This is a genomic window from Microbacterium sp. 05T445 (assembly GCF_056395865.1).
Genome location: NZ_JBFTKJ010000002.1, coordinates 1260084 through 1272847, shown reverse-complemented (window position 1 = coordinate 1272847; position 12764 = coordinate 1260084). Strand labels below are relative to the sequence as shown.

Sequence of the window (12764 nt, the reverse complement as noted above, 5' to 3'; positions counted from 1 at the left end):
ATGATGGTAAAAGGAATGAGCGTGCCGCAGGCCTCCGGCGTGACGCCGTACAGCTGGTTCCCCTGAGGCAGAACCGGTCAGGGCACAAACAACCATTCTGCCATGGATGCCGCACCCCGCCAAACCACGTCAGCTTGCGGGCGGTCCCTGCTTCTCGGTGATCACGATGACCTCCTGCGCCACGGGATCCGGAGCGTCCGCCTGCGCCGGGATGTACGCGACACCGTCGGTCGTATGCAGCACGAACCGTGAAGGGCGGGCCTCGCTCCACAGCTGCCACAGCTCGAGCCAGAACAGTCCGACCCCCGCGAGGATCGCGACGACCATCACCGGCGCCCACCACGACTGCGCGAAGAAGCCGAGCGAGATCACCAGCGCGTGCCACACCGTGAAGCCGAGGACGTCCCACCACGACACGGCGCGATGGGCGCGCACGGTGCCTCGCGCACGCACGAGGAGGGTGAGCAGGAGCTGCCACAGGAACACGCCGGGGATGGCCAGGAACAGCACCCACAGGAACGCCCAGCCGCCCGCATTGAAGACGGCCCATCCGACCAGCAGCCACAGCGGCAGTACGAAAGCGGCCGGGATGAGCCAGCCGAAGAACGCGCGACGCAGCCACATGCCTCCGATGCTACGCCCGCGGGCGATCGTCGTGGTCCGCATCCGCGCGCCCCGGAGCATCCTCCCAGCCACGCCTCGCGGAGTCGGCAAGAATGGAGGGAAACGAGAGGACCCCCCATGATCGAGTTGCGCACTCCTGCCGAGATCGAGGCGATGAAGCCCGCAGGGCGATTCGTCGCCGAGACCCTCGCGACGCTGCGCGACGAGACCCGGGTGGGCACGAACCTCCTGGCGATCGATCGCCGCGCGCACGACCTGATCCGCCGCGCCGGCGCCGAGTCGTGCTACATCGACTACCACCCCTCGTTCGGGGCGCGACCCTTCGGCAAGGTCATCTGCACATCGGTCAACGACGCGGTGCTGCACGGACTGCCGTTCGACTACGCGCTGTGCGACGGCGACCTCGTGTCACTCGACTTCGCCGTCTCGGTCGACGGCTGGGTCGCCGACTCCGCGGTCTCGTTCGTCGTGGGCACGCCGCGCGACGAGGATCTCGCGCTGATCGACACCACCGAGCGGGCGCTGGATGCCGCCATCGCGGCCGCGACCGTCGGCCACCGCATCGGCGACATCTCGGCCGCGATCGCGGCGGTCGCGCACGGCGACGGCTACTCGATCAACACCGACTTCGGCGGCCATGGCGTCGGCCGCATCATGCACGGTGACCCGCACATCCCCAACGACGGCAAGGCGGGGCGCGGCTACCCGCTGCGCGCCGGGCTGGTGATGGCGCTGGAGCCGTGGTTCCTGCAGACGACGGACGAGCTGATCACCGATCCCGACGGCTGGACGCTGCGCTCGGTCGACGGCTCCCGCGGCGCGCACTCCGAGCACACCGTGGCGATCACCGAGGACGGACCGATCGTCCTCACCGATCGGTCCTGGCTCGGCGTCGACTGAGCCCCGGTCGCGTCTGCTCAGGTGCGCAGTTCTGCGCGCGGAGCGTGGGCGGGCGGCGTCGCGGCCGCCAGCGCCGCCAGCGACGCCGCGACGGAGTGATCCATCTCGCGTTCCACCCGCGGGTGCTCGCTGAGCACGATGAGCGACTTGGCCGCCAGACGGACGACCTCGCCCGGTTCCAGCACGGCCGAGTCGGCCCGCTCCCCCGCGGTGTCGATGACGACCTCCCAGTCGGGGCTGTGCTCGACCACCGGGATGCGGAAGTCGATGATGTCGTCGCCCGCGTTGAACAGGACGATGAAGTGGCGGTCGCGGATCTCCTCGCCACGGCGATCCTGCTCGCGGATGCCGAGTCCGTTGAGGAACACCCCCACGGCCCGGCCGAATCCCGAGTCCCAGTCCTCGGGCTGCATCAGCGTGCCGTCGGGGCGCAGCCACGCGATGTCCTGGACGGTGGTCCCGACGTCCAGGCGCACCGGACGGCCCTCGAAGAACCGTCGCCGGCGGAAGGTCGGGTGATCCCGCCGCAGCCGCGCCATCGCGGCGGTGAACTCCAGCAGCGGCAGGTCGGCGGCATCCCAGTCGACCCACGTCGTCTCGTTGTCCTGCGCGTAGCCGTTGTTGTTCCCCTGCTGCGTGCGGCCCAGCTCGTCGCCGTGCAGCAGCATCGGCACGCCCTGGCTGAGCAGCAGCGTGGCGATGAGGTTGCGCTGCTGGCGAGCACGCAGCGTCAGCACGGCGGGATCGTCGCTGGGTCCTTCGACGCCGAAGTTGTCGGAGCGGTTGTCGTCGGCGCCGTCGCGTCCGCCTTCGCCGTTGGCGTCGTTGTGCTTCTCGTTGTACGAGACGAGGTCGCGCAGCGTGAAGCCGTCGTGCGCCGTGACGAAGTTGACGGATGCCACCGGCCGGCGCCCGGAGTGCTCGTACAGGTCGCTGGATCCGGTCAGCCGTGAGGCGAACTCGCCGAGAGCCTGCGGCTCGCCGCGCCAGAAATCCCGGACGGTGTCGCGGTACTTGCCGTTCCACTCCGTCCACTGCGGCGGGAAGTTGCCGACCTGATACCCGCCGGGGCCGACGTCCCACGGCTCGGCGATGAGCTTCACCTGCGACACCACCGGATCCTGCTGCACGAGCTCGAAGAACGTGGCGAGGCGATCGACGTCGTAGAACTCGCGTGCCAGCGCCGAGGCGAGGTCGAAGCGGAATCCGTCGACGTGCATGTCGAGCACCCAGTACCGCAGCGAGTCCATGATCAACTGCAGCGAATGCGGGTTGCGCACGTTGAGGCTGTTCCCCGTGCCGGTGTAGTCGGTGTAGAAGCGCTTGTCGTCTTCGAGCTTGTAGTAGGCGGCGTTGTCGATGCCGCGCATCGACAACGTGGGTCCGAGGTGGTTGCCCTCCGCGGTGTGGTTGTAGACGACGTCGAGGATCACCTCGATCCCCGCGGCGTGCAGCGCCCGGACCATGCCTTTGAACTCCTGCACCTGCTGTCCGCGCTGACCTGTCGCGGCGTAACGGTTGTGCGGGGCGAAGAAGGAGATGGTGTTGTAGCCCCAGTAGTTGGACAGTCCCTTGTCCTGGAGGATGGCGTCGTCCACGAACTGGTGCACCGGCATGAGCTCGATGGCGGTGACGCCGAGCTTCAGGAGATGCTCGATGATCGCGGGGTGCGCGAGGGCGCTGTAGGTGCCGCGCATCTCGTCGGGGATGGCCGGATGCCGCATCGTGAGACCCCGCACGTGCGCCTCGTAGATGAGCGTCTCCGAGTAGGGCGTCCCGGGCCTGCGGTCGCCGGCCCAGTCGAAGAACGGGTTGACGACCACCCCCTTCATCATGTCTGCGGCGGAATCCTCGTCGTTTCGGGAGTCGGGGTCGCCGAAGGTGTAGCCGTACAGCGGCTGTCCCCAGCGGACGGCACCTTCGACCGCCTTCGCGTAGGGATCGAGGAGCAGCTTGGCGGAGTTGAACCGGAGCCCCTGGGCGGGGTCGTACGCGCCGTGGACCCGGTAGCCGTAGCGCTGCCCGGGTTGGATGTTGGGCACGTACACGTGCCACACGAACGCGTCCACCTCGACGAGGTCCACGCGCGTCTCCGCGCCACGTTCCCCGAACAGGCACAGCTCGACCCGTTCGGCGCCTTCGCTGAACAGGGCGAAGTTCGTGCCGCTCCCGTCGAAGGTCGCCCCGAGCGGATACGCCGATCCCGGCCAGGTGTGCACGGATGTCCTCCTCGCGGTGGGTCGCTACACCCTACCCGAGCGGGATGGCCGGCCTGCCTGGCCATGGCCTGCCGACGACATGGTGCGATCGACGGACGCGGGCGGCGCCGGGATCGCCCGGAACTCCTCCGGTGAGTCCACCGCGCGGCGCACGGCCTCGACCACGGCATCCACCTCGTCGGGTGTGTTGTAGAGCGCGAAGCTCACGCGGCAGCTCGCCGGCGGGTCGATACCGAGGTCGTGGTGGGCGAGCGTCGCGCAGTGGCATCCGGCGCGCGACTCGATCCCCTGCGCGTTCAGTGCGCGCGCGATGTCGAACGGCGAGTGTCCACCGACGTTGAAGGCGACCAGCGGGGTGCGCTCCTCGCCCCGCGGCACCCCGTAGATGCGCAGCCCCGTGATGTCGGAGAGGCCGTCCATCGCCTGGCGGGTGAGGGATGCCGCGTGCTCGGCGACGATCGACATCGCGGTCTCGACGGCATCCTGGTCGAGGGGGTCGTCGGTGCGGAACCACGCGCGCACCGGATCGGCGCCGACCATGTCGATGATGAGGCGAAGGGTCTGCGCCGACGCGATGACGCCGAGGATGTTCGGCGTGCCGGCGGAGTACTTCCACGGCAGGTCGTTGTACTCGACGCGGTCCGGGAACACCTTCCCCTCGGCGATCATGTCGCCGCCGTACAGGAACGGCGGCAGGGACTCGCGCAGGGCCTCCTTGGCGTAGAGCACACCCACGCCGAAGGGCGCGAGCAGCTTGTGGAAGGAGAAGGCGACGAAGTCGGCATCCATCGATCGCACATCCAGGCGCGAACTGGCGAATCGCTGCGCGGCGTCGATGAGCAGCAGCGCACCGCGGTGCCCGTCGGGCTGCTCGTAGCCGCCGGCGTCGGCGATCGCGCGCACCTCGTCCAGCGGCGGCTTCGTGCCGAGGAAGTTGGAGCCTCCGGTGCAGCACACCAGTTTGGTGCGGGAGTCGACGAGCGACGCGAGGTGGTCGAGGTCGAGCCGGCCGGTCTCATGGTCGAAGCGCGCGAGACGGCACTCGACCCGGCGGCCGAGGCGCGGCAGGATCTCGCGGCACAGCGCATGCCACGGCACGTAGTTCGAGTTGTGCTCCATCAGCGTCGTCACGACGTTGTCGCCGTCGCGGAAATCGGCCATCAACGAGTACATCGCGGCGTTGATCGCCTCGGTCGTGCTGCGGTGCATCGACAGTGTGCGCCGCGACGGCGCGTCGACCCACGCCGCGATGGTGTCGTAGGACGCCTCGAACATCTCGGTCGTGCGGACGGATGCGTCGGATTGGCCACGGTGCACGTTCTCGTACGTCTCGGACAGGTCGCGCAGCAGTTCGAACACCGCCAGCGGCGGTTGCGTGCTCGCCGCGTTGTTCGTGACGACGCGATCGCGTGCGGGAAATGTGAACTGGGCGCGGATCAACTCGAGCTCGCGCGATGCGAGTGTCCCCATGCGGAGAGAATCCTCCTCGCAGCGGGCGGTGGCAAGGGCCCTCGCTGCGCGGCGGGCGCCGCATCGGTGCGCGCAGCGGGAGGCGGCATCCGGCGCGCTCTTCTCACGTCGGCCCCGGAGGCGCTGTGATCGAAACGTTCGCTCGAGGTAACCGCGGGCGGTCCGGCGGTGAAACACCGCTCTCGTAGCGTCGGCGTCACCGAGTATCCGTCCTGCAAGGAGGAGCCATGGCACACCGCGACCGCGTCAGCAGCTGGAAACATGGCGCTGACGCTGCGGCAACATCGCCCGCGTACCGTGACGACATGACCGGCGTCCCCGCTCTCGGCACCCATGTGGTGGTCGTCGGCGCGGGCATGGTCGCGCACCGCTTCGTCGAGAGCCTCCTGAGCCGTGGCGACGAGCGGTGGCGCATCACCCTCATCGGCGAGGAGGAGCGGCACCCCTACGACCGCGTCGGGCTGACCGGCTTCTTCGCGGGCGCCTCCCCCGAGGACCTCGAGCTCGAGCGCGCGGTGCTCGACGACCCTCGCGTGCGCTTTCTGCGAGGTGATGCCGTGACGCGCGTCGACCGCGCGGCGCGGCGGGTGACCACGCGCAGCGGCACCAGCGTGGGCTACGACAGGCTCATCCTCGCGACCGGATCGTATGCGGCGCGCCTCGCCGTCGACGGCTTCGGCCTCGACGGCTGCTTCGTCTACAGGACGCTCGATGACGTCGAGAGCCTCGCGGACTTCGTTCAGCGGCGGTCCGCCGAGCTCGGGCGCCGACTGGTCGGAACCGTGATCGGGGGCGGCCTGCTCGGGCTCGAGGCCGCCGGCGCCCTTCAGGGGCTCGACGTCGACTGCACCGTGGTGCAGTCCTCCGACCGGCTCATGTCGGCACAGCTGGATCTGCCCGCAGGCACGGCGCTGCGTCGCCTCATCGAATCGCGCGGCATCGCCGTCCGGACCGGGACGGTGACGACGCGGCTGGACCCCGATCGCACCGGGCGGGTCACCGGGCTGGAGTTCCGCGACGGCTCGTACGCGCGCACCGACGTCGTGGTGTTCACCGTCGGGGTGCGTCCTCGCGACGAGCTCGCGCGCTCCGCCGGGATCGACGTGGATCCCCGGGGCGGCGTGCGGATCGACGCCGGCTGCCAGACGTCCGACCCCCGCATCCTCGCGATCGGCGAGGTGGCCAACTACGACGGAGCGTGCGTCGGGCTCGTGGCCCCCGGCTACGCGATGGCCGAGGTCGCTGCGACGCGGCTGCTGGGCGGAGAGGCATCCTTCCCCGGCTACGACCTGTCGACGAAGCTCAAGCTGTCGGGCGTCGACGTGGCGAGCTTCGGCGACGCGTTCGCCGAGACACCGGGGGCGCTCGACGTCACCTACGCCGACCCGGTCGCGGGCGTCTACAAGAAGCTGGTGCTGTCGGACGACGCGAAGACGCTGCTGGGCGGCATCCTCGTCGGTGATGCCTCGGCCTATGGCGCGCTGCGGCCGCTGGTGGGCGGCGCGCTCGGAGGCGACCCGGCCGCCTACCTGTTGCCGGAGGGCGGCGTCGCGGCTCCGACCGGCGACCGGCCCGACGAGGCGCTCGTGTGCTCGTGCAACAACGTCACCGCGGGCGCCATCCGTGACGCCGTGCACAAGGAGGGATGCACGGATGTCGCGGGCATCAAGGCGTGCACCAAGGCCGGGGCGGCGTGCGGCTCGTGCGTGATGATGGTGAAGAAGATCGTCGGCACCGAGCTCGCCAAGTCCGGGGCGACGCTCAGCACCGCGATCTGCGAGCACTTCGACATGTCGCGGCGCCAGCTGTTCGATGCGGTCCGTGTGTCCGGACTCACGACGTTCAGCGCCGTCATCGAGCGCTTCGGCTCGGGTCGCGGCTGCGACATCTGCAAGCCCGCCCTCGCCAGCATCCTCGCCACGCTCGTGCGCGGCCACGTGCTCGACGGTGAGAACGCGACGCTCCAGGACACCAACGACCACGTCATGGCGAATCTGCAGAAGGACGGCAGCTATTCGGTGGTCCCCCGCATCCCCGGCGGCGAGATCACGCCGGAGGGACTGCTCGTGATCGGGCAGGTCGCCCAGGACTTCGGCCTGTACACGAAGATCACCGGCGGTCAGCGCATCGACATGTTCGGGGCGCGCCTGGAACAGCTCCCCGCGATCTGGAAGCGGCTCGTGGACGCGGGCTTCGAGTCGGGCCACGCCTACGGCAAGTCGCTGCGCACGGTCAAGTCGTGCGTCGGTTCGACCTGGTGCCGCTACGGCGTGCAGGACTCGGTCGGCATGGCGGTGCAGCTCGAGCTGCGCTACCGCGGCCTGCGCTCGCCCCACAAGCTCAAGCTGGGCGTGTCGGGGTGTGCGCGCGAGTGCGCGGAGGCCCGCGGCAAGGACGTGGGCGTCATCGCGACCGAAGCCGGCTGGAACATGTACGTCGGAGGCAACGGCGGGTTCACGCCTCGCCATGCCGTGCTGCTGGCCGAAGGACTCGGCGACGAGGAGCTGCTCACCGCGATCGACCGGTTCCTGATGTACTACATCTTCACCGCCGACCGGCTGCAGCGCACCGCACCATGGTTCGAGGACCTCGACGGCGGCATCGACGGCCTCCGCGAGGTGATCTTCGACGACAGCCTCGGCATCTGCGCCGACTTGGATGCCGCGATGGCGGCCCATCTCGACTCCTACGAGGACGAATGGAAGGCGACCCTCGAAGACCCCGAGAAGCTGCGCCGATTCGCGTCGTTCGTCAACACGCCCACCACGCCCGACCCGTCGCTGGCGTACACCGTCGAGCGCGGACAGCCACGACCGGCCACCGACGGCGAGCGCGCCGACGCGCGCGTGGTCATCGCAGGAACGACCCTGGAGGTGCGCCGATGACCCTCGTCGACCCGCAGACAGCCGAGGACACCGCCCCGAGGGAGGGCTGGGTGCGCGTCTGCGCGCTCGACGACCTCGAGGTGGAGCGCGGCAGGGCCGCCCTCCTCGGCGGCACGCAGATCGCGCTGTTCCTCCTTCGAGGACCCGACGGCACGCCGGGCCGCGTCCACGCCCTGTCGAACCTCGACCCCTACAGTCGCGCGCACGTCATCTCACGGGGCATCGTGGGTACGCGCCAGGGCGTCCCGACGGTCGCCTCCCCCATGTACAAGCAGGTCTTCGATCTGCGCACCGGCGCCTGCCTCGACACCCAGGGCAAGGAGCCCCGCAGCCTGCACGTCTGGCCGGTGGCGGTCGACGGCGGGGATGTCCTCGTCCGCTGGGAGGGCGAGCGATGACCGCCATGGGGCGTGTCGACCTCGTCGGCGGCGGCCCGGGCCCGATCGATCTGCTCACGGTGCGGGCGTGGCGCCTGCTGAGGCGCGCGGACGTCGTGGTGATGGACCGCCTCGGCCCGACCGACATCCGTGAGCACGTCCGCGCGGACGCGGAGGTCGTCGACGTCGGGAAGCATCCGGGCCACCACCCGGTGCCCCAGCAGGAGATCAACGACCTGCTGGTCCGTCGCGCGCGAGAAGGCAAGCACGTCGTCCGTCTCAAGGGCGGCGATCCCTTCGTGTTCGGGCGCGGCGGCGAGGAGGTCGCCGCCTGCCTCGCGGCCGGCATCCCGGTCGACGTCGTCCCCGGCATCTCGAGCGCCATCGCCGTTCCCCAGGCCGCCGGCATCCCGATCACGCATCGCGGTGTCGCCGGTGCCGTGCACATCGTGAACGGCCCGTCCGAGGTGACCGACGCCACGGTCGCAGCCCTCCGCGACGAGGGCGTGACCACCGTCATCCTCATGGGCGTCGGCGCTCTGCCCCGCGTCGTCTCCGACGCGCTGCACGCCGGGGTGCCCGCCGACCGGCCCGTCGCGATCGTCGAACGCGGTCACCACCGCGACCAGCGCACCACCCGGAGCACGCTGGGAGGCGTGGTGCTGGATGCCGGGCGCGCCGGCGTGCGCAATCCCGCGGTCATCGTGATCGGCGAGGTGGCCCGCGCCGGGCTGCTGTCGCCCGACCCCCTCCTGGCAGGTGGCATCGTCCGTTGAGCTCCACCCCGCGCCCCACCCTCTCAGCCGCTCTCGACGGCTGCACGATCGTCATCGCCGTCGATCGTCGCGCGTCCGAGCTCGCCGCCGCGCTCGAGCGCCACGGCGCCCACGTGCGGCATGCGCCGGCGCTCACGATCGTGCCCCACATCGACGACGACGCCCTCATCGCCGCGACGCGCGAGCTCATCGCGCGCGAGCCGGACGTCGTCGTCGCGACGACCGGCGTCGGCTTCCGGGGCTGGATGGAGGCCGCCGACGAAGCGGGGCTCCTCGACGAGCTCCACGCCGCGCTCTCGCGGGCTCAGCTCGTCGCGCGGGGCCCCAAGGCGCGCGGAGCCATCCAGCAGGCCGGCCTCACCGCGGATTGGGTCGCCGAGTCCGAGACCTCGGCCGAGCTCGGCGAGTTCCTCCTGGCCGAGGGGCTCGCCGGCCGCCGTGTCGCGGTGCAGCACCACGGCTCGGGGGCCGACGGGCTCGACGAGCTGTTCGTGAAGGCGGGCGCCGACGTGGTGAGCCTGACGGTGTACCGATGGGGTCCTCCCCCGGATCCCGCCGCCGTCTCGCGCTCTGTCATCGCCGCGGCACAGCGCGAGGTCGACGCGGTGCTGTTCACCTCCGCTCCCGGCGCCGCGGAGTGGCTCGCAGCCGCCCGTCACGAGGGCGTGCTCGAGGAGATCGTCGAGCGCGAGGCCGAAAGGCGGCTGCTGATGGCCGCCGTCGGTCCGATCACGGCGGGTCCGCTGTGCGGCGTGGGCCTGCGACCGCTCGTCGCCGAGCGCGGTCGTCTGGGGTCGCTCGTGCGCGCCGTGGTCACGCACTTCGGCGGAGGCGGTGTGGCATCCCTCCCGACCTCGGGCGGCCGACTGGAGCTGCGCAGCACCGGGATCGTGCTGGACGGCCGTCACATCCCGCTGTCGCGGAGCGCGACCGACATCGTCGGGACCCTGTTCGACGCCGGCGGGGGTGTCGTCTCGCGGCCGCGCCTGCAGGCCGCCCTGCCGCGGTCGGGAGAGAACACCCACGCCGTCGAGATGGCCGTCGCGCGCCTGCGCGAGTCGCTGGGGGTCCCGGATCTCGTCAAGACCGTGGTCAAACGCGGCTACCGACTCGATGTGGTCGAACCCGCGTGATGCGTGCGGGCGTGCGGCCGCGGCATCCGTCTCCGTCAGGACGCGGAGTCGGACTGCGGCAGCAGGTCCGGCCGGTGCGCGCGCGTGCGCTCGACGCTCTGCTCGTGCCGCCACGCCGCGATCGCGCCGTGGTTGCCGCTGAGCAGCACCGGCGGCACCTCCAACCCGCGCCACTGCGCGGGCTTGGTGTAGCTCGGGTACTCGAGCAGGCCGAGCTCGTGCGACTCCTCGACGAGGCTCTCGGGGTTTCCGACGACTCCCGGGATGAGGCGCGACACGGCTTCGATGACGGCCATCGCGGCGACCTCTCCCCCGTTGAGCACGTAGTCGCCCAGACTGACCAGCCGCACGCGGCCGCGCTCGGCGTAGTGGTCGACCACGCGCTGGTCGATCCCCTCGTAGCGTCCGCACGCGAAGACGAGGTGCTTCTCCTGCGCGAGCTCCCGCGCCATCGGCTGCGTGAACAGCTCGCCGGCGGGCGACGGCACCAGCAGCACGGCGTCGTCGTCGAGCACCTCGTCGAGCGCCTCGCCCCAGGGCTCCGGCTTCATCACCATCCCGGCGCCGCCGCCGTACGGGGTGTCGTCGACGGTGCGATGCCGGTCGTGGGTCCAGTCGCGAAGGTCGTGGACGTGCATGTCGAGGATGCCGCGATCCCGCGCCTTCCCGATCAGCGAGACGCCGAGCACGTCGAAGAACGTCGGGAAGATCGTGACGATGTCGACGCGCATGTCTTCGAGTCTAGAAGCAGCCGGTGTTTCGGTCGTGTGACGGGGTGCCCACCGCGGCTCGCGGCGAGGCGTGAGCGAGAAGTGACCGAGAGGTAACCGCGGGGTCCGGCGGGCCGAAACACCCGGTTCCTAGCGTGGAGACGCACGCACCCCCGTGTCTGCTCATCCCAGGAGGCGCCATGACCACGACCGACGCTCCGTCGCCGACGGAGACCGCCGCACCGCCCCGCATCACCGCTTCGCACCTCGCACCCGTCGCCCTCACCCGACGACCGGGTCGCTGGATCGACGGCTGGAACGCCGAGGACCCGGCCTTCTGGCTCGCGGAGGGCCGCGCCATCGCGCGGCGCAACCTCGGCTGGTCGATCTTCGCCGAGTTCCTCGGGTTCATCATCTGGCAGCTGTGGAGCATCGTCGTCGTGATGCTGCCGGCGGCGGGCTTCCAGCTCACGAGCTCGGAATCGTTCTGGCTCATCTCGCTGCCGAGCCTCGTCGGGGCGACGCTGCGCGTTCCCTACACGTTCATGGTGGGGATCTTCGGCGGCCGCAACTGGACGATCGTGTCGGCGGGCCTGCTGCTCATCCCTGCGACCCTGCTCGGTATCGCGGTCGCCGACCCCGGGACGCCGTTCGGCGTGCTGCTGCTGATCGCAGCCCTCGGCGGTGTCGGCGGCGGCAACTTCGCGAGCTCCATGGCGAACATCACCTACTTCTTCCCGCAGAAGGAGAAGGGCTGGGCGCTCGGCCTCAACGCGGCAGGCGGCAACCTCGGCACCTCGGTCGCCCAGTTCGCCGTGCCGATCGCGGTGACGATCGGCGCCGGCGCGACCCTCAACATCTCGCTCGCCGGGTGGATGTGGATCCCGCTGATCCTCGTCGCGATGTTCGGCGCCTGGCGGTACATGGACAACCTTTCCTCGGCGAAGGCGGACTTCGCCAGCTCCGCCGCGGCGCTGCGGGAACCCCACCTCTGGATCATGGCCGTGCTCTACATCGGCACGTTCGGCTCGTTCATCGGGTTCGCCGGCGTGTTCCCCAAGCTCATCGCCGACCAGTTCCCCGAGTTCTCGACGATCCAGGTGGGTCAGGCGGCCGTCTCGCTCGCCTTCCTCGGCGCACTCGTCGGTTCGCTCGCGCGGCCGTACGGCGGCCGCCTCGCCGATCGGTTCGGCGGCGCACGTGTGACGGTGGGGGCGTTCTCGGTGATGGCCCTGGGTGCCCTGGCCCTGGTCTGGACGCTGCCGCTTCACAGCTTCGCCGTGTTCCTCGCCTGCTTCCTGGTGCTGTTCGCGGCGACCGGCATGGGCAACGGGTCGACGTACCGGATGATCCCGAGCATCTTCGCCGCCCGCTCGCAGGCGAAGGGCCTCGAGCCCGGCACCCCCGAGGCGACGAAGATGTCCCGCACCTCCGCGGCGGCGCTCGGCCTCATCTCGGCGATCGGCGCGTACGGCGGGTTCCTCGTGCCGCAGGTGCTCAACGCGTCCCAGCTCGCCACCGGCGGCTACTCCGCCGCCTTCCACGGCTTCGTCGCCGCCTACGTCGGACTGCTGCTGCTCACCGTGTTCGTCTACGTGATCCCCCGGAAGTCGCTGGCTTCGCAGCGCATCTGATCGCACGTGCAGGAGATGAGCGGATGCCTCGGGTCG

General features: G+C 70.5%; 10 protein-coding genes. 6 read left to right on the top strand and 4 right to left on the bottom strand.

Going from position 1 to position 12764, the window contains the following annotated elements; all coding sequences use genetic code 11:
• Nucleotides 1-129: 129 nt before the first annotated feature.
• A complete protein-coding gene (locus tag AC1DDU_RS15465; RefSeq protein WP_477435615.1) occupies nucleotides 130-624 on the bottom strand; it encodes an MFS transporter permease in 495 nt (164 codons plus the stop codon).
• Nucleotides 625-741: 117 nt separating this feature from the next.
• On the opposite strand from AC1DDU_RS15465, the gene map reads away from it, so the two are divergent.
• Complete coding sequence (map, locus tag AC1DDU_RS15460) at nucleotides 742-1524, top strand: type I methionyl aminopeptidase (RefSeq protein WP_477435613.1); 783 nt, start codon at nucleotides 742-744, stop codon at nucleotides 1522-1524.
• A 17-nt stretch (nucleotides 1525-1541) separates the two neighbouring features.
• Here the strand turns inward: map and glgX are convergent, their stop codons facing one another.
• On the bottom strand, nucleotides 1542-3743 hold the full coding sequence (gene glgX, locus AC1DDU_RS15455) for a glycogen debranching protein GlgX (protein ID WP_477435611.1): 2202 nt from the start codon (nucleotides 3741-3743) through the stop codon (nucleotides 1542-1544).
• 24 nt (nucleotides 3744-3767) lie between these two features.
• Nucleotides 3768-5213, bottom strand: coding sequence for an aminotransferase class V-fold PLP-dependent enzyme (locus AC1DDU_RS15450; RefSeq protein ID WP_477435609.1), 1446 nt, complete (start codon nucleotides 5211-5213; stop codon nucleotides 3768-3770).
• Nucleotides 5214-5518: 305 nt separating this feature from the next.
• Here AC1DDU_RS15450 and nirB point away from each other — a divergent pair, with 305 nt between their 5' ends.
• Genes nirB through AC1DDU_RS15430 form a run of 4 tightly spaced genes read left to right on the top strand, consistent with a single transcriptional unit; the run spans nucleotide 5519 to nucleotide 10384 of the window.
• Nucleotides 5519-8098: a nitrite reductase large subunit NirB gene (gene nirB, locus AC1DDU_RS15445; RefSeq protein WP_477435607.1), complete on the top strand. Its 2580-nt coding sequence runs from the start codon at nucleotides 5519-5521 to the stop codon at nucleotides 8096-8098.
• Nucleotides 8095-8496: a nitrite reductase small subunit NirD gene (gene nirD, locus AC1DDU_RS15440; protein ID WP_477435605.1), complete on the top strand. Its 402-nt coding sequence runs from the start codon at nucleotides 8095-8097 to the stop codon at nucleotides 8494-8496. The genes nirB and nirD overlap by 4 nt, the downstream gene beginning before the upstream one ends.
• Complete coding sequence (gene cobA / locus AC1DDU_RS15435; protein ID WP_477435603.1) at nucleotides 8493-9251, top strand: uroporphyrinogen-III C-methyltransferase; 759 nt, start codon at nucleotides 8493-8495, stop codon at nucleotides 9249-9251. Before nirD ends, cobA begins: the two co-directional genes overlap by 4 nt.
• On the top strand, nucleotides 9248-10384 hold the full coding sequence (locus AC1DDU_RS15430; protein ID WP_477435601.1) for a uroporphyrinogen-III synthase: 1137 nt from the start codon (nucleotides 9248-9250) through the stop codon (nucleotides 10382-10384). Before cobA ends, AC1DDU_RS15430 begins: the two co-directional genes overlap by 4 nt.
• A gap of 35 nt (nucleotides 10385-10419) precedes the next feature.
• Here the strand turns inward: AC1DDU_RS15430 and trmD are convergent, their stop codons facing one another.
• Nucleotides 10420-11115 carry a tRNA (guanosine(37)-N1)-methyltransferase TrmD gene (trmD, locus tag AC1DDU_RS15425; RefSeq protein WP_477435599.1) on the bottom strand — a complete coding sequence of 232 codons (696 nt, stop codon included), beginning with the start codon at nucleotides 11113-11115 and terminating at the stop codon, nucleotides 10420-10422.
• Between the two features lie 179 nt (nucleotides 11116-11294).
• Here trmD and AC1DDU_RS15420 point away from each other — a divergent pair, with 179 nt between their 5' ends.
• On the top strand, nucleotides 11295-12728 hold the full coding sequence (locus AC1DDU_RS15420; RefSeq protein ID WP_477435597.1) for an MFS transporter: 1434 nt from the start codon (nucleotides 11295-11297) through the stop codon (nucleotides 12726-12728).
• Nucleotides 12729-12764: the final 36 nt, after the last annotated feature.

Bases quoted from the DNA above. Each gene is read 5' to 3' on its own strand.
- nirB (WP_477435607.1), top strand. From the start codon at position 5,519: ATGACCGGCGTCCCCGCTCTCGGCACCCATGTGGTGGTCGTCGGCGCG.
- AC1DDU_RS15420 (WP_477435597.1), top strand. From the start codon at position 11,295: ATGACCACGACCGACGCTCCGTCGCCGACGGAGACCGCCGCACCGCCC.
- AC1DDU_RS15465 (WP_477435615.1), bottom strand. From the start codon at position 624: ATGTGGCTGCGTCGCGCGTTCTTCGGCTGGCTCATCCCGGCCGCTTTC.
- trmD (WP_477435599.1), bottom strand. From the start codon at position 11,115: ATGCGCGTCGACATCGTCACGATCTTCCCGACGTTCTTCGACGTGCTC.
- cobA (WP_477435603.1), top strand. From the start codon at position 8,493: ATGACCGCCATGGGGCGTGTCGACCTCGTCGGCGGCGGCCCGGGCCCG.
- AC1DDU_RS15450 (WP_477435609.1), bottom strand. From the start codon at position 5,213: ATGGGGACACTCGCATCGCGCGAGCTCGAGTTGATCCGCGCCCAGTTC.
- nirD (WP_477435605.1), top strand. From the start codon at position 8,095: ATGACCCTCGTCGACCCGCAGACAGCCGAGGACACCGCCCCGAGGGAG.
- map (WP_477435613.1), top strand. From the start codon at position 742: ATGATCGAGTTGCGCACTCCTGCCGAGATCGAGGCGATGAAGCCCGCA.